This is a genomic window from Mitsuaria sp. CC2 (genome assembly GCF_048957715.1).
GTDB lineage: Bacteria > Pseudomonadota > Gammaproteobacteria > Burkholderiales > Burkholderiaceae_C > Roseateles.
In genome coordinates this window covers 392277-408976 of record NZ_JARVXN010000013.1, presented here as the reverse complement: position 1 = coordinate 408976, position 16700 = coordinate 392277, and the positions used below count along the sequence as shown (strand labels likewise).

The 16700-nt window shown below is 69.0% G+C and carries 14 protein-coding genes; 7 read left to right on the top strand and 7 right to left on the bottom strand.

Features of this window, described 5'->3' with window-relative positions; genetic code table 11:
- Nucleotides 1–44 precede the first annotated feature (44 nt).
- Nucleotides 45–452 carry a hypothetical protein gene (locus PV762_RS09500; RefSeq protein WP_421034778.1) on the top strand — a complete coding sequence of 136 codons (408 nt, stop codon included), beginning with the start codon at nt 45–47 and terminating at the stop codon, nt 450–452.
- 88 nt (nt 453–540) lie between these two features.
- Here the strand turns inward: PV762_RS09500 and PV762_RS09495 are convergent, their stop codons facing one another.
- The 3 genes from PV762_RS09495 to PV762_RS09485 form a co-directional block, all read right to left on the bottom strand.
- Nucleotides 541–1500: a hypothetical protein gene (locus PV762_RS09495; protein WP_421034777.1), complete on the bottom strand. Its 960-nt coding sequence runs from the start codon at nt 1498–1500 to the stop codon at nt 541–543.
- An 86-nt stretch (nt 1501–1586) separates the two neighbouring features.
- On the bottom strand, nt 1587–3110 hold the full coding sequence (locus PV762_RS09490; protein WP_421034837.1) for an oligopeptide:H+ symporter: 1524 nt from the start codon (nt 3108–3110) through the stop codon (nt 1587–1589).
- A gap of 224 nt (nt 3111–3334) precedes the next feature.
- The gene (locus PV762_RS09485) at nt 3335–6559 is read right to left on the bottom strand and encodes an Rne/Rng family ribonuclease (RefSeq protein WP_421034776.1); all 3225 of its coding nucleotides are present in this window, start codon (nt 6557–6559) and stop codon (nt 3335–3337) included.
- Nucleotides 6560–7384: 825 nt separating this feature from the next.
- On the opposite strand from PV762_RS09485, the gene PV762_RS09480 reads away from it, so the two are divergent.
- The 6 genes from PV762_RS09480 to PV762_RS09455 all read left to right on the top strand — a co-directional run bounded on the left by PV762_RS09480 (nt 7385) and on the right by PV762_RS09455 (nt 12213).
- Entirely contained in the window at nt 7385–8356 is a 972-nt protein-coding gene (locus tag PV762_RS09480; protein ID WP_421034775.1) for an RluA family pseudouridine synthase, read from the top strand.
- A 47-nt stretch (nt 8357–8403) separates the two neighbouring features.
- A complete protein-coding gene (locus PV762_RS09475; RefSeq protein WP_421034774.1) occupies nt 8404–9060 on the top strand; it encodes an HAD family hydrolase in 657 nt (218 codons plus the stop codon).
- A 73-nt stretch (nt 9061–9133) separates the two neighbouring features.
- A complete protein-coding gene (locus PV762_RS09470) occupies nt 9134–9520 on the top strand; it encodes a Rieske (2Fe-2S) protein (RefSeq protein ID WP_421034773.1) in 387 nt (128 codons plus the stop codon).
- 14 nt (nt 9521–9534) lie between these two features.
- Nucleotides 9535–10614, top strand: coding sequence for a S49 family peptidase (locus PV762_RS09465; protein ID WP_421034772.1), 1080 nt, complete (start codon nt 9535–9537; stop codon nt 10612–10614).
- Nucleotides 10615–10727: 113 nt separating this feature from the next.
- Entirely contained in the window at nt 10728–11600 is an 873-nt protein-coding gene (locus tag PV762_RS09460) for a ChaN family lipoprotein (RefSeq protein WP_421034771.1), read from the top strand.
- A 229-nt stretch (nt 11601–11829) separates the two neighbouring features.
- Entirely contained in the window at nt 11830–12213 is a 384-nt protein-coding gene (locus PV762_RS09455; protein WP_421034770.1) for a hypothetical protein, read from the top strand.
- A gap of 19 nt (nt 12214–12232) precedes the next feature.
- Here PV762_RS09455 and PV762_RS09450 read toward each other — a convergent pair whose 3' ends face one another.
- The 4 genes from PV762_RS09450 to PV762_RS09435 form a co-directional block, all read right to left on the bottom strand.
- Entirely contained in the window at nt 12233–13045 is an 813-nt protein-coding gene (locus PV762_RS09450) for a DeoR/GlpR family DNA-binding transcription regulator (protein WP_421034769.1), read from the bottom strand.
- Nucleotides 13046–13108: 63 nt separating this feature from the next.
- Nucleotides 13109–14074, bottom strand: coding sequence for an N-acetylglucosamine kinase (locus tag PV762_RS09445; protein ID WP_421034768.1), 966 nt, complete (start codon nt 14072–14074; stop codon nt 13109–13111).
- A gap of 22 nt (nt 14075–14096) precedes the next feature.
- Nucleotides 14097–15272, bottom strand: a complete 1176-nt coding sequence (locus PV762_RS09440; protein WP_421034767.1) for an SIS domain-containing protein — start codon at nt 15270–15272, stop codon at nt 14097–14099.
- A 54-nt stretch (nt 15273–15326) separates the two neighbouring features.
- Entirely contained in the window at nt 15327–16655 is a 1329-nt protein-coding gene (locus PV762_RS09435) for a D-tagatose-bisphosphate aldolase, class II, non-catalytic subunit (RefSeq protein WP_421034766.1), read from the bottom strand.
- Nucleotides 16656–16700: the final 45 nt, after the last annotated feature.

Genomic DNA, 16700 nt, shown 5'->3' with positions numbered 1-16700 from the left:
AAATTTCCACCGCGGGCCTGACTTTTTGTGAAAGCGAGGTATGAATGGAATTCGATGTTTTTCTGGCGCTGACAGGCGCCGGGGTGCCTGAGAACGCGGCGCGGTCTGCGACGGAAGCGATTCGGAGGGAGATGTCTGCGGGCGTGCAGCAGGCTCAACAGCAACTGGCCACCAAGGCTGATCTGGCGGTGGTACGGATCGAGCTGGAGGACATGAAGGACAAGATGGCCCCCAAAGCCGATCTGTCCCTGCTGCGGACGGAGGTGGAGGGAAAGTTCGAGAACGTGTGGGACAAGGTGGCCACCAAGGTCGACCTGAACAACGCCAAGATTGAGATCCTCGCAGTGATGGAGGACAAGTTCAGCGTTCACCTGCGCTGGACGATCGTCACGATCTGCGGGGGCTTCGGGATACTGGGGGCGATGACCAGCGTGTTCAGGCTGCTCCAATGAACTGCCGAAGAAGAAAGAACAAGACCGCCCTCGGGCGGTCTTCTTCATGGTGCCGTCGAGCGGCAAGGGCGATCGTTCAGCCCTGCATTCAGCCCTTCGATGCAGGCTTCGCCGGCGCGGCCGGCTTCTTCGCTCCCGGCGGCAGGGCCTTGCCGGTGCCGGACATGGACATCTCCATGTCCATGCGCATCTTGTTGCCCTGCGGGCCGGCCATGTCCACGCCCATGGTCATCGCCATCGTGCTGCGTAGCATCAGCCGATCCGCGAGGCGCAGGTCCATCTTCCCCTTGCCCGCGCCGGTCATCGCACCCTCCACCGGACCCGCCGGCGCCGACGCGCCCGAGGCCGCCTTCATCGGCGCGGCGAAGCTCATGTCCATCCGCACGTCCACGTCGAAGGATGCGACGCCCTTGTCCACCGACGTCAGCGTATACCGGCCCACCAGCTTGCCCGCCTTGCCCGAGGCCATCGGCAGGTTCATCTCGATCGGCATCTCGATCGTCTCGCCGACCTTCACCGACTTGCCATTGAACTTGCGCATCCAGTCGAAGCTCTGGTTGAAGATCTGCTCCTGCATCTCCTTGCTCAGCGCCTGCGCCTGTCCGGCATTGGGCAGCTGCAGATCGATCTTCTCGAACTGGTCGTCCTTCAGCCGCGCGCTGAAGCGCACCGGCGGCGTCTGCGGGATCGGCTTGGTTTCGCCCTTGCCGTCGCGCATCTCGCTCTTGAGCGTGGTGACCTCGGCGTTGAGCGTGTAGGCACCGTCCGCCGCCTTGGCCGTCGTCGACAGGTCCTGGCGCATGCCGACCTTCATCGTGATCGGCATCGAGGCCTTCATCTGCTCCATCTGCGCGCGCTGCTGGTCCGTCGCGTTGGCCGGCAACTGCATGGACATGGTCATCTTCATGTCCATCGTGAGATCGACCTGCTGCCGCGTCGACGGCAGCGGCACCATGTTGAGCTTGACGCTCTCCTGCGCCATCGCCGCCGGAACGGCCACCGCGGCCTGCACGGCCAGCGCCGCGACGAGTGAAAGGATTCGAGCCATGTCCGTATCTCCCTGACCTTGCCTGAAAAACGTGTCTGTGAAACGTGTCTGAAAGCGAGCTTGAACAGCCTGCCCGACGCGGGGCGTCAGCCCCGGTAGTTGTCCTGCATCCGGTACCCGCGCGCATACAGCGCGAAGAGCAGCGCCGCCAGCAGCGCGAAGCCGGCGAAGAAGAACATCTGGAACGCCGTGACGCTGGTCCCCGTGGACTGGATGTAGGCCGTCACCGCCGCGCCCTTGACGCTGGAGTTGGCCAGCAGCACCCACAGATTGCCGATCGTCACCGACAGGTTCCAGAAGCTCGTGATCACGCCCTTCATCGCCAGCGGCGCCTGACTGTAGGCGAACTCCAGGCCCGTCGCCGACACCAGCACTTCGCCCAGGGTGAGCAGCGCGTACGGCAGCACCTGCCAGGTGATGTCGACCGCGTGACCGCCGTCGATCCACAGCTGCAGGCCGCCGACCACGATCCAGGCGAGGCCCGCGAACGCGATGCCCGCGCCCATGCGGCGCAGCGCGGTGACCTCCAGGCCCATCCTGGCCAGCAGCGGGTACAGCACGAGGTTGTTGAACGGGATCAGGATCATGACCAGCGCCGGATTCAGCGCCTGCATCATCGAGGACTTGAACCACTCCGGCTTGGCCATCTGGTCGGCCTGCAGCACCCAGGTCGAGGCCTTCTGGTCGAACAGGGACCAGAACGGCGTGACCAGCGCGAACAGCACCAGCAGGCGCAGCACCGTGCGCACGCCCTCGACGGCTTCATCCGGATGCACCGCGCGGGCCCGCTCCAGCTGCATCCAGGCGCCGACGCCGCCGAATCCCATCACCAGCACCAGCGCCGAACAGAAGGCGATCACGAAGCCGAGGTTGGGCGTCAGCAGCAGCGCGCCGACGGCGAGCACCATGCCCAGGCCGGCGACGAACAGGCCGCCGCGACCCTGCCCGGGCGCCTGCGACAGCAGCGCCGTGCGCACGACCTTCAGGAAGCCGTGAGGATCGCGGTGCGACGCGCCGGCCGGCACGTGCGTGTATTTGCGACGGCCGCTCCAGAAGATGACCGTGGCGATGAACATCAGCGCGCCCGGGATGCCGAACGCGACGCTCGCGCCGAACCTGTCCAGGAAGATCGGCATCAGCAGCGACGCGAAGAACGAGCCGAAATTGATGATCCAGTAGAAGGCGTCGAAGACCTTCTGCGCCAGCGTGCGGTTGCTCTTGTCGAACTGGTCGCCGATGAAGGAACTCACCAGCGGCTTGATGCCGCCGGAGCCCAGCGCGATCAGGAACAGGCCGAAGTAGAAACCGCGCAGGTTGTCCTCGAAGATCGCCAGGCAGGCGTGGCCGGCGCAGTACACCAGGCTCAGCCAGAAGATGGTGTTGTACTTGCCGAAGAAGCGGTCCGACAGCCAGCCGCCCAGCAGCGGGAAGAAGTACACGCCGATGACGAAAGTGTGGAACACCTCCTTGGCCTCACCCTTGCGCAGCGGCTCCGGGATCGCCAGCAGCAGGCTGGTCATCAGGAACACCGTCAGGATGTTGCGCATTCCGTAGAAGCTGAAACGCTCGCAGCCCTCGTTGGCGATGATGTACGGGATCTGCGGCGGCATCTTCGGCGCGGCCTTGGCGCCGGCCGCGTCGCCCGGCCGGGCGGCGATGGTGGAGGAGGTGGTCAAGTGGCTGTCTCCGTCATGTCGGGGCGCTCGTGACGCCCCAAAAGGAAAGCCGCCGAGGGGTGTCTCGGCGGCTGTGGCGATTCAGGTGTGAGCGGCTCTCTGATGGCCCCTCTCCCGCGGTGCGGGAGAGGGAGCTCATGCCGGCATCAAGCTTCGAATCAGGCTTCGAAAGGAAGCTTGATCTGGTTCAGATCCTTGCGGGTCTCGACCAGCACCAGCGGGCCTTCGTCGACCACCACCACCGGTGCGGGTTCGCGGCCCAGCGGCGCGGCGGCCGGCTCGGCAGCGATCGCAGCCTTGGCGGCGGCAATCTTGTCGGCGTCGCTGTTGACCCAGACCAGGCCGGCGCCTTCGGCGACAGCGCTGAGCTCGGTCATCGGCAGCTCGAAGCGTGCGACCGGAGCCGGAGCCGGAGCAGCCACCGGAGCAGCAGCCACCGTAGCGGCAACCACTGGCGCAGCAACAGGAGCCGGAGCGGCGGCAATGGCAGCAGGGGCTGGGGCCTGGACCGGAGCCGGCGTCGGCGCGGCAGCCGCCACCGGCGCTTGCACCGGCGCCTGCTTCGGCTCGTCGCCCAGTTCCAGCTGACGCGGGGATGCGCCGGCGTCCAGCACGATGCCGTCCAGCGCGGCGACAGCCGGCGTGGCGGCGACCTCACCGTCGGCGGTCACGCCGTCGGCCAGTGCGCCTTCGCCCTCGCGACGGTCACGGCGATAACGGTCGCGACCACGGCCACGACGGCGGCCTTGGCCTTCGCCGCCTTCCGCACCTTCTTCGCCCACCGGGGCTTCACCGTCGACCACCGCAGCGGCGGCGGAACCGGCGCCTTCGGTGAACGAGGACTCGCCGGACTGGGCCTGGCCTTCGACCAGCGTGCCTTCGACCTGCTCCGCGCCCTCGACGCCTTCACCGCGATCGCGATTGCCGCGACGACGACGACGACGGCCTTGACGCTCGTCACCGGCTTCGCCCAGGGGCGCTTCCAGCGGCTGCGTGTCGGCGAACGCGATCGGCGATTCGACGTTGGCGGCTTCGGTGCCGGCCAGGGCGCTCAGTTGCTCCTGCGAGCCGTCAGCCGGACGTTCCTCGCGGCGGCGGCGGCCTTCGCCACGCTCGCCCCGATCACCGCGCTCTGCACGTTCACCCCGTTCCGGACGATCGCCACGCTCAGGACGGTCACCGCGTTCGGTGCGCTCCTGACGCGGCGCGCCATCGACTGCCTGTTCCGGCTTGTCGGCGCGATCGCTGCGACGCGGACGGTCACCGCCGCGCTCGCCACGTTCACCGCCGCGTTCACCGCGTTCGGCACGATCGCCACGTTCAGCGCGTTCACCACCGCGCTCGGCACGGTCACCACGCTCGGCGCGCTCGCCACGTTCCGGACGCTCGCCGCGACCTTCCTGCTGCGGCTTGCCCTCGCCGCGCGGCTTGCCGTCGCGGGCCTTCTGTTCACCGCGCTCGCCGCGTTCGCCGCCAGCGCGTTCGCCACGCTCACCGCGTTCGCCACGGCGGTTGCGATCGCCGCCGCGGCCGCGATCACCACCGCGTTCGCCACGCTCGCTGCGTTCACCGCGCTCGCCACGTTCCTTCTTGACGGGCTCGGCCGACTTGGCCGCGGGGGCCGGTGCCGGCGCGGGCGCCGGTTCTCCACCGAACAGGCTCTTGATCCAGCCGAAGAAGCCACCACCGGCGGCCACGGGCGCGGCCGGCGCAGGGGCGGCCACCGGGGCGGCAGCCACCGGCTCGACGGCCTTGGGCGCGGCAGCGACCGGCATCGGGGCCGGCTGCTCCGGCAGGATGCCCTTGATCAGCGGCTCCTGCTTGTTCTTCTTCTCGGCGCCGCGGCGGGTGATGCTTTCCTCTTCCTGCTGCTCCTCGATCATCGTGTAGCTCGCCTGCAGGTTTTCCAGGCGGGGATCGTCGTGGCGCAGGCGCTCGAGCTTGTAGTTCGGCGTGTCGAGGTGACGGTTGGGCACCAGCAGCACGGTCACGCGCTGCTTGAGCTCGATCTTGGTGATCTCGGTGCGCTTCTCGTTGAGCAGGAACGAGGTCACTTCCACCGGCACCTGCACGTGCACGGCGGCGGTGTTGTCCTTCATGGACTCTTCCTGGACCATGCGCAGGATCTGCAGCGCGGAGGACTCCGTGTCGCGGATGTGGCCGGTGCCGTTGCAGCGCGGGCAGGTGATGTGGCTGCCTTCGCTCAGCGCCGGGCGCAGGCGCTGGCGGCTCAGTTCCAGCAGGCCGAACTTGCTGATCGAGCTGAACTGCACGCGGGCGCGGTCCTGGCGCAGCGCGTCGCGCAGGCGCTGTTCGACCTCGCGGCGGTTCTTGGACTCCTCCATGTCGATGAAGTCCACGACGATCAGGCCGCCCAGGTCCCGCAGACGCATCTGGCGCGCGATCTCGTCGGCGGCTTCCAGGTTGGTGCGGGTGGCGGTTTCCTCGATGTCGCCGCCGCGGGTGGCGCGCGCGGAGTTCACGTCCACCGAGACCAGCGCCTCGGTGTGGTCGATCACGATGGCGCCGCCCGACGGCAGGTTCACCGTGCGGCTGAAGGCCGTCTCGATCTGGTGCTCGATCTGGAAGCGGCTGAACAGCGGCGCGTCGTCACGGTAGCGCTTGACCTTGTGTGCCGTCTCCGGCATCACGTGCGACATGAACTGGTGGGCCTGTTCGAAGATGTCGTCCGTGTCGATCAGGATCTCGCCGATGTCGGCGGTGAAGTAGTCGCGGATCGCGCGGATCACCAGCGACGACTCCTGATAGATCAGGAAGGCGCCCTTGCCGCCCGACGCTTCGTCGATGGCGGTCCAGAGCTTGAGCATGTAGTTCAGGTCCCACTGCAGCTCGGCGGCGGAACGGCCGATGCCGGCGGTGCGGGCGATCAGCGACATGCCCTTCGGGTACTCGAGCTGGTCGAGCGCGTCCTTGAGTTCCTCGCGGTCCTCGCCCTCGATGCGGCGCGAGACGCCGCCGCCGCGCGGGTTGTTGGGCATCAGCACCAGGTAGCGGCCCGCCAGCGACACGAAGGTCGTCAGCGCCGCGCCCTTGTTGCCGCGCTCTTCCTTCTCGACCTGGACCAGCAGTTCCTGGCCTTCCTTGATCACGTCCTGGATCTTGGCGGAGCGCACGTCGGCGCCTTCGCGGAAGTAGGTGCGCGAGATCTCCTTGAACGGCAGGAAGCCGTGGCGGTCCTCGCCGTAATCCACGAAGCAGGCCTCCAGCGACGGCTCGACGCGCGTCACGACCGCCTTGTAGATGTTGCCCTTGCGCTGTTCGCGGCCCTCGATCTCGGTCTCGAAGTCCAACAGCTTCTGTCCATCGACGATGGCCAGGCGACGCTCTTCCTGCTGCGTCGCGTTGATCAGCATGCGTTTCATCAGTTCTCCTCCACGCCAGGGCCTTGCCGCTGACGCGCGTGCTTCAGAACCGCCGCCGGTGGGTCACCGGCGGGCGATTCGACCGATGCACGAGAAACACGAAAGAACCAATGAAAGGATCGCCCTGGACTGCAAATCGAACGGCTCGTTGGCCGTTCAGCGATGCAGCGTTGGCGCGTGCGCCGCAGGCCCCGGGTCGGCTGTCTTGGTCCTCAAGCGCGCCGACTGAGGCGCGACCCGACCACGGCCGGAGCCTGGCGTGTGGACGAAGCCAACACGCGCTCGCAAGCGGCGGGGGGTGGAATGGACCGAAGAAAACATCCGGAATCGGAGCCTGGGTGCTGACGTCAGCGCCGGGGCCTTGCAGCCCGTCTTCTGACGTCGTGAAACCTTGTTGTACTGCCCGCGCCGCCTGCCGACATCCTGGAATGCGACCGGCCTCGCGGGCATGGTTCTCACGATGTTGCTCTGCCGTCCGGCCTCGGTGACTGCCCGCTCGCTTTGGGAAGCGGGCCCGACATCGATGACCTGACGTTGCATCACCAAAAGTGATGAGCAGCCTACTCACAATCGCTGCTCACTGCCACGTTCTCGCCGACCTCGGACGCGTGCGTCCGAGTAAAATGAGAAAAATCAAATACTTAGAACGGAAACGTGGCAAGCAGCATTATAGGGGCTAAAGCCCGCAAGGCCGCCCCAGGGACTGCCCGCAGTGCCGCGAGGGGCGCCGCGCCCCCCCAGGCCCGGTCGCCGGCCCCGGCTGCGCCCGCGGCGTCGGCCGAGCCGTCAACCGCGGCGCCGGTCACGCCGGCCCAGGTCCGTCAATTGACCGTCGACGAGGGCTCCGCCGGACAGCGGCTGGACAACTTCCTGATCCGTGAACTGAAGGGCGCGCCCAAGACGCTGGTCTACCGGATCATCCGGTCCGGCGAGGTGCGCATCAACAAGGGCCGCTGCAGCGCCGACTCGCGGCTCGACGTCGGCGACGTCGTGCGCGTGCCGCCGGTCCGGCTGGCGGAGAAGCCGGCGGACCAGGCCGCCGCCGTGCCGGCCCGCGAGTTCCCGATCGTCTTCGAGGACGAGCACCTGATCGTCGTCGACAAGCCCGCCGGCGTGGCGGTGCACGGCGGCTCGGGCGTGAGCTTCGGCGTGATCGAGCAGCTGCGCCGCGCCCGCCCGCAGGCGAAGTTCCTGGAGCTGGTGCACCGGCTGGACAAGGAAACCTCCGGCCTGCTGATGATCGCCAAGAAGCGCAGCGCGCTGACGCACCTGCAGGACCAGTTGCGCGACCGCGAGACCGGCAAGACCTACGCGGCGCTGGTCGCCGGTACCTGGGCGAAGAGCAGGAAGGTCGTCGACGTCCCGCTGCTGAAGTTCGTCGGCAGCGACGGCGAGCGCTGGGTGAGGGCGGTGCCCGATCCCAAGGATCCGCAGGCGGAGCAGGCCAAGCGATCCATCAGTCTGGTGAAGGTGGTGGAAGCCTATTCAGGCGACAGCAAGGGGGCCGCCGCCGCCGGCTACAGCCTGCTCGACGTCACGATCAAGACCGGCCGCACGCACCAGATCCGGGTCCACCTGGCTCACGAGGGCCATGCGATTGTCGGGGATCCCAAGTACGGCGACTTCGAGGCCAACCGCCTGATCGCGCGCGGCGCGCTGCGCTTCGACCGGATGTTCCTGCATGCGCGGCAGCTGCGCGTCGTGCACCCCGCGACCGGCGAGACCTTGACCCTGGAGGCGCCCTTGCCGCCGGAGTGCGAGAAACTCCTGGCCGCGCTGCGTCGTCCGGCGTACTGACGCCCGATGCGCGACGACCGACGACCTGACGCCTTTTGCGGACCGCCATGCCTCAACGCTTCGACCTGATCGTGTTCGACTGGGACGGCACCCTGTTCGACTCCACCGCGCTGATCGTGAACTGCATGCAGCGCGCAGCGGCCGACCTCGGCCTGGAGCCGCCGTCCCGCGAACACGCCGCCTACGTCATCGGCATGGGCCTGATCGAGGCGCTGCAGTACGCGCTGCCGGGCCTGGACCCGGTGCGGTATCCGGAACTCGGGCAGCGCTACCGCCATCACTACTTCGCATCGGCGCACGAGGTGACCTTGTTCGACGGCGTGCCCGGGCTGCTGAGCGAGCTGAAGGCGCGACACCACTGGCTGGCCGTCGCGACCGGCAAGAGCCGGCGCGGGTTGGACGAGGCGCTGGCCGCCGTGGACATGAAGACGCTGTTCGACGGCACCCGCACCGCGGACGAGACCGCCGGCAAGCCCAACCCGCAGATGCTGCTGGAGCTGATGCGCGAGTTCGGCGTCGAGCCCGAACGCACGCTGATGATCGGCGACACCACGCACGACCTGCAGCTGGCGCGCAATGCCGGCTGCCCGGCGGTGGCGGTCACCTACGGCGCGCATGAACACGAATCGCTGCGCGGCTTCGAGCCGCTGCTGGTCGCGCACGACGTCCCGACGCTGCGCGACTGGCTGCTGGCCAACGCGTGATGCGCCGCCCGAGCTCTCGCCGATCCCTCCCCGCGCCTTTTCCGATCCCTCCCGCTTCCCGGATCCTTTTCGCATGACGTCCGAGCAAGACCTGCCCCCGGTGCCGCTGTGCGCCTCCTCCGAACTGGAGGAGCGCGGCCGCGCGCACACCTTCGACGTGCTGCAGTTCCGCCAGCCGGCGACGGCCTTCGCGCTGCGTTTCGACGGCGAGGTCGTCGCCTACCTCAACCGCTGCGCGCATGTGCCGACCGAGATGGACTGGCAGGAAGGCGAGTTCCTGGACAGCAAGAAGGAATACATCATCTGCAGCATCCACGGCGCGGCGTATCACCCGCGGGACGGGCGCTGCGTGACCGGCATGTGCGGCCGTTTCGGCCTGACCAAGCTTGACGTGCGCGAGCAGGACGGCCAGGTCTTCTGGTATCCCTCCCGCGACACGCGCCCCGTGTTCGAGGATTGAGTTTCGAGGATTGCATGAACCCCAACGACGATTCCCGCGCTGAAAGCGACCTGCCGCGCCCGATCCCGGACGCGACCGCGCGGCCGGAAGACATCCTGAACGCCACGGCACCCGGCGCATCGGCGCATGCCGCGGCCGGCTCGGCGCCCACCCCGGGCGGCTCGGCCGTTCCGGGCCGCTACGAGCACGTGATCGAGCAGTTCGCTCATGATTACCTGCGCGACCGGCGCAGCGACCGGCGCTGGAAGAGCTTCTTCCGGCTGATCTGGGTGTCGGTGCTGCTGCTGTTCATCTGGTCGATGTTCTCGGCGAAGCACCATGGCGGCGCGACGACCGGGCCGCACACCGCGCTCGTCGAGGTTCGCGGCGAGATCGCGCCCGACACCGAGGCCAGCGCCGAACTCATCAACGCCGCGCTGAAGGCCGCGTTCGAGGATCCGGGCTCGCAGGCGGTGGTGCTGCGCATCAACTCGCCGGGCGGCAGTCCGGTGCAGTCGGGCATCGTCAACGACGAGCTCAAGCGCCTGAAGGCGCTGCACAAGAAGAAGGTCTACGCGGTCGTCGAGGAGATCTGCGCGTCCGGCGCGTACTACATCGCCGCGGGCGCGGACGAGATCTACGTCGACAAGGCGTCGGTGGTGGGCTCGATCGGCGTGCTGATGGACGGCTTCGGCTTCACCGAGGTGATGAAGAAGGTCGGCGTCGAGCGCCGGCTGATGACGGCGGGTGAAAACAAGGGGATGCTGGACCCGTTCTCGCCGGTCACGCCCAGGCAGCAGGCCTACGCGCAGGCGATGCTGGACCAGATCCACCAGCAGTTCATCGCCGTGGTGCGCGAAGGCAGAGGCACGCGGCTCAAGGAGACGCCGGAGATGTTCTCCGGCCTGTTCTGGAACGGCGAGCAGGCGGTCCAGCTCGGTCTGGCCGACGGCACCGGCACCCTCGACTACGTCGCCCGCGAGGTGGTGAAGGCCGAGGACGTCGTCGACTACACGCCGCGCGACAACGTCGCCGAACGCATCGCCAAGCGCTTCGGCGCCGCGATGGGCGAGGGCGCGGTCAAGGCGGTGCGATCGACGATGACGATCCGCTGAGTCCCCTTTCCAGCGGAGGCTCCGGGGCGACAATCGATCGCTGATCCCTTCGCCCGACCCAGCCAACGCTCGGCAGGCCTGTTCCGTTTCCCGTTCTTCCCAGGACCGAACCCATGAACACTGCCTTCCGAGGCGCCACGCTGGCGCTCCTGACGATGCTGCTCGCCGCGTGCGCGTCGACGACGACGGACGCGACGGACGCGACGGACGCAACGGCCGCGGCGCCGGCCTCGTCCAAGGTCGAGCCTGAATTCGTCCTGCTCGGCGAGCTGCACGACAACCCCGACCACCATCGCGCCCGCGCGGAGCAGCTGCGACGGCTGATCGCGCAGGAGCCGAGGACGGTGGTGGTGTTCGAGCAGTTCTCGCGCAGCGAGGACGCCGCCGTGGCGACGGCGCGCAAGACGACGCCGGGCGACGTGAACGCCGTCATCGACGCGGCGAAGTTCGACCGCAAGGGCTGGCGCTGGCCGCTGCATCAGCCGCTGTTCGACGTCGCGCTGCAATCCGGCGCGGAGGTTCGCGGCGGCAACATCGATCGCGACCAGATCCGCAGGATCGTCCGCGAAGGCGACGCCGCCTGGCCGGCCGACCTGCTCGTGCTGCGCAACCGCGCGACGTGGAACGGCACGCAGCAGGACACGCTCAGCAAGGACATCCAGGACGGACACTGCGGCGCGATGCCGGAGGCGATGCTGCCCGGCATGGTCCAGGCGCAGCGCGCGCGTGACGCCGCGATGGCGCAGGCGATGCTCGCAGCGCGGCAGTCAGGCGCGAAACGCGTCGTGCTGATCGCCGGGAACGGCCACGTGCGTCGCGATGTCGCCGTGCCGGTCTACCTCCAGGCGGCCGGGGTGCCGGCGTCGGACATCGACGCCATCGCCTATCTGGAGCCCGGAAGCGCCACGCCCGCCGGTGGCTACGACCGCGTCGAGCGTGCGCCCGCGCCGTTGCGGGAAGATCCCTGCGCGCCGTTCAGACGCTGAGCCGGCGTTCACGAACGGAGGGCGCGGGAATCCGGGGGCTCTCCGCTTTTCCCTGTATTCCCAAGACAGGGTTCTGACACCTGCTGCCGGTGCATCTCAGGTGCCGGGCTCGGCGGCAAGGAGGACTACGGCATGGCATCCGAGGCGCGCCGGCCCCGATCGGCGCGAGACGGGATGCAATCGAAGTCCGGCGCTCGTTGAGGCGCCACATTGCCAAGGAGAACTTCCCGTGAACCATGAACTGAATGCCGATGAAACAGTCCCGACCACCCCGAGGGCGTCTACTGAGTGGGACTCTGAGCTGCAGACCTTGAACGATGTGATTGCGGTCCCGCGGGGGGCGCTTGATTTCGCCGCGGCGATGCAGGTGATGCAGGTGGTGTCGGCGGCGATGCACCTGATGCAGGCGGTGCAGTCTGCGAGCGGCGAACGCGCGTTGCCAGACGAGCCGCCCATCCATTTCGAGTACGGGTTCACGTCGGAGGAACACGCGATCGGCGCCGAGGCGAAGACCGACGAACTCTCGGTGACGATCGCTCAGGGCGGCCATCTGCCGTCCGACGTGCTCGTCGACTTGCTGGTGATCCCGCAGCCGGTGATGCCGCCGGTCTGATCGCCCGCGGCGTTGCGGGTCAGGCCAGCACGACCTCGACGCCCCGACGCCGCAGTTCGCCGACGATGTGCTCGTCGGCCTCCTTGTCGGTGATCAGCATGTCGATCTGCTCGACCGGCGCGATCACCGAGAGGTTGCGCTTCATCAGCTTGGACGCGTCCGCGACCGCGACGATCTGGCGCGCGATCTTCATCATCTGCGCGTTCAGCTGCGCCTCCAGCAGATGCGGCGTCATCAGGCCGATCTCCGGGTCCAGGCTGTCCACGCCGAGGAACAGCCGGTCGGCGTAGAGGCTCTGCAGCGCCGTCACCGCCTGCGGACCCGACAGCGAGTACGAGTTCTGCCGCAGCAGCCCGCCCGGCATGATCACGTTCACGCCGGGCACCGTCGCCAGCAGCACCGCGATGTTCAGCGCGTTGGTGATCACGTTCAGCGACTGCAGCCGCAGGCCGCGGATCTGCTTGGCGATTTCCTCGGTCGTCGAGCCCGAATCCAGCAGGATGGTCTCGCCGTCGCGGATCAGCTTCGCGGCCTCCACGGCGATGCGCACCTTCTGCTCGTGATGCAGCTTCTGCTTGACGCTGATCGGCACCTCCTCGGTGTCGCGATGCGCCAGCGCGCCGCCGTGCGTGCGCAGCAGCGCGCCGGTCGACGCCAGCGCGTTCAGGTCGCTGCGGATGGTCACCACCGAGATGCCGAAGCGCTCGGCCAGTTCCTCCACCGTCACCTTGCCCTGCGCCTGCACCTGCTCGCGGATCAGCCGCCGACGCTCGTCGATCAGCAACGCGGCGTCAGGCTTCTCGGCGATGGGGACGGTGGTGGTGGTGGTCATGACGATCCGGAAGTCGAAAACTTTCGAATGATATCGAGGCGGCTGCGTTCGTAAGGACCTGAATCAGGTCTGCGGCCGTAGGCGAAAACCCGCCAGCCGCGCCGCGTACATGGCCGCGCCCAGCTCCGGGCCGAAGCGCGGCGCGATCAGCGTCGCGCCCGGCACGTCGCGGGCAAGCGCGCGTCGCAGCGCGTCGGTGACGGTGGCGCCGGCTTCGAACACGCCGCCGGTGTACGAGACCGGCACCTGCGCGTCCGCCGGCAGCGCCAGTTGCCGGGCGATCGCCCCCGCGAGCGCGGCCAGTTCGTCGCCGGCCCGGCCGAGGAGGGCGATCGCCTGCGTGTCGCCGTCCGCGGCGGCCGAGGACACGAGCCGAGCGAACTGCGCGAGCCGGCTGCGCGCCGCATCGCCGTTGATCGCCGCGCACAGGTCCAGGTCGTGCGTCAGCTGGAAATGCTCCCGCACCAGCCCGAGCAGCGGTCCCGGCGCGGCGCGGCCGTCGGCCATGCGCGAAAACAGCGCGAGGCCTTCGCGCGCGAGCCAGTAGGCCGAGCCCTCGTCGCCGAAGACCTCGCCCCAGCCGCCGGAGCGCGCGCCGCGTCCCTGCCATTCGCCGTAGGCGATCGACCCGGTGCCCGCGACCAGGCTGATGCCGTCGTCGCCGCCCAGCGAGCCGGCCCAGCTGCACACCATGTCGTTGCCGATGACCGCGCGCGGCAGGGCGCCGGCCAGCAGGCTGTCGAAGTCGGCGACCAGCGCGCTGTCCTCGCCGTGCGCCGGCAGGCCGGCGAAGGCGGAGGTCACCCGGGCCGGCGCGACGCCCGCCTGTTGCAGCGTCTCGGCGACGCCGTCGCGCAGCAGCGCACGCAACGCGCCGAAGCCGATCTCCAGGTAGTAGCTCGTCGTCGTGGTGTGGCGGGCCAGTTGGCGGCCGTGGCCGTCCAGCAGCAGGAAGCAGGTCTTGGTGCCGCCGCCGTCGATGCCGAGGAAGATCGGACGTTCGCCAGTGTCTTGGGTGCCGGGTGTCATGAGCGGGATCGGAAGCTGCGGATCAAGGCGCCGAAGCGGCCAGCGGATGGATGATGACGCCGCTGACGACGCGCGTCACGGTGCCCGAGGCGCTCGGATTGTCCGGCGTGATGCCGAGCTTGAGCGAGGCCAGCAGCGCCAGGCACTGCGCGAAGACCAGCGCCACCGGCGCCAGCGCCAGGTCCGGCGCGTTCACCGGCAGCGCCAGCAGCACGTCGTCCTCGGCCAGCGCGTCCTCGGCGTTCAGCGACGAGGTGCTGAGCGCGACGATGCGCCCGCGGCCCTGGCGGCGCAGTTCGCGCAGCAGGTCCAGGTCGTAGCGGCGGGTGTAGCTGTCGTTGGACAGCACGATCAGCACCAGCGTGCGGTCGTTCAGCACCGTCTTGGGACCGTGGCGGAATCCCAGCGGCGAGTCGGCCAGGGCGACGAGGCGGCCGTCGCTCAGCTCCAGCACCTTCAGCGCGGCTTCCTTCGCCAGGCCTTGCAAGCCGTTGCTGCCGAGCACGACGACGCGCTCGAAGGACACCGCGTTCAGCGCGTCCAGGCGCGCCGCCTCGGTGGCAAGCAGCTGGCGCGCCGCGTCGCCGAGCGTCTCGGCCGACGGCAGTGCCATGCCAAAGGCCCAGGCCGCGGCCAGCAGCATGCCGGTGAAGCTGGAGGTCATCGCGAAGGCGCGGTCGTGGGTCTCGTCGGGCAGCAGCAGCACGTGGGCGCGCTCGCGGTCGCCCAGGCGGCGCGCCAGCGTGCCTTCCGCCGCGCAGGTGACGGCGAGGTGATGGCACTCGCCAACCGTCGCGTCGGCCAACTCGACGGCGGCCAGGCTCTCCGGGCTGTTGCCCGAGCGGGCGAACGAGACCAGCAGCGTCGGCACGCCGGGCTGCAGGCATTGCGCGGGGTTGGAGACGATGTCGGTCGTGGCGATGGCCTCGACGCGGATACCGGGCCTGGCGCCCAACTGCTGCAGCAGCGCCGGGGTCAGGCATTGCCCGATGAAGGCGGAGCTGCCCGCGCCGGTCAGCACGATGCGCAGGTCCGGCCGCGCCAGCAGCGGCTGCAGGAAGGCGTCGATCGCCACGCGCTGCGATTGCACCAGCGCGTGCACCGTGCGCCAGACCTCAGGTTGCTGGGCGATCTCGCGCGCGGTGTGCGGCGCGCCGCGGCGGGCGAGTTCGGCGGTTTCGAAGTTGAGCAGGCTCATCGTGACGGGTCTTGTTCTGTTGGAGAGGGCGGGGCGTGGGAACGGCTCAGCCGTTCAGGCGGCGCAGGCGGCGAGGTAGGGACGCAGCGACTGCGCGGCGCCGTCGCGGAGGATCTCCGCGGGGCGGTTGCGCAGGCGGCCGTCGCGGATCGCGTCGTACTGGCGCGGCAGGTACTGGCTCAGCAGCGTCAGCGGCGGCGGCGAATGCTCCAGCCGGTCCAGCAGCGCCGCGCAGGCGGTCTGCACCGTCGGATGCGCCCAGTAGTAGCGGATGCGGTCGCTCAGGCTGTAGGCCAGGTCGACCTGCAGCCGCGACGGGTCCTGGTAGTAGGGGGCCCAGTGGCCGGGTTCCGCGCGCATGACGCCGAGCACGGTATCGATCAGGTTGTCCTGGCCGGCCTGCGGGCCCAGCCATTCGCGCTCGACCGCGGCCAGCGCCCACAGCGTCTCGCGCAGCGCGAAGGTCGCGCCGGGGCCGACCTTCAGGATCGCGAAGTGGTCGCGCGCCAGTTGCGCCAGCCGCCCGGGGGTCTGGTAATCGGTGGAGTGCGCCTCGAAGACCAGACCCGGCTGCGATTCGATGAAGGCGCTCAGCGCGCGCGCCTTTTCGGGCTTGTAGTCGATGACCTTGTGATGGTCGAACTCGACGCCCGGCTGCACCACCATCGCGATCACGCGTTCCCAGGCGGCCTCGAGGCCGGACGTCGCGAACGCGTCGCGGTGCAGCGCCAGCGTCGCGCCGGCCGCTTCCGGCGAGGTCACCGCGAGGTCTTCCAGATCCTCATGCGCGCCGCCCGGCACCGGCACCTCGGTGCCGATGACGTAGACCGGCGGCTCGCCGCGATCGGGCGTGTCGCGCCAGGCGGCTTCGGCCGCCAGGCACAGACGCACGGCGCGGGCGGCGATCTCGGCCTCGGAGAGCGGCACCGGGTCGTCCGCGCAGGACATCGAGCAATCCAGGTGGATCTTGCGGAAGCCGGCCGCGACGTACTGCGCCACCATCACTTCCGCCTTGGCCATCGCCTGCGCCGCGGGCTGCTTGCGCCAGGCGTTCGGGCCGAGGTGGTCGCCGCCGAGGATCAGCAGGCCGGGGTCCACGCCCTCGACCTTCGCGATCGCCTCGACGAAGCGGCGGAAGTCCGCCGGCTTCATGCCGGTGTAGCCGCCGTCCTGGTTGACCTGGTTGGAGGTCGCCTCGATCAGCGCGGGGCGGCCGAGCGCGCCGCACTCGCGCAGCGTCGCGGCGATGACGACGGGATGCGCCGAGCACATCGACGGGATGCCGATGGCCGGCGCGGCCGTGCCGTCCGGACCTGTCGGACCTGCCGGGGATCCGGACGCCGACTGCTTGTGGCGTCGCACGAGATCGAGCATGAGCTTCAAGGGGAATCCTTCCTGTCGAATCTGTCGGATGAGGGGCGGACGACC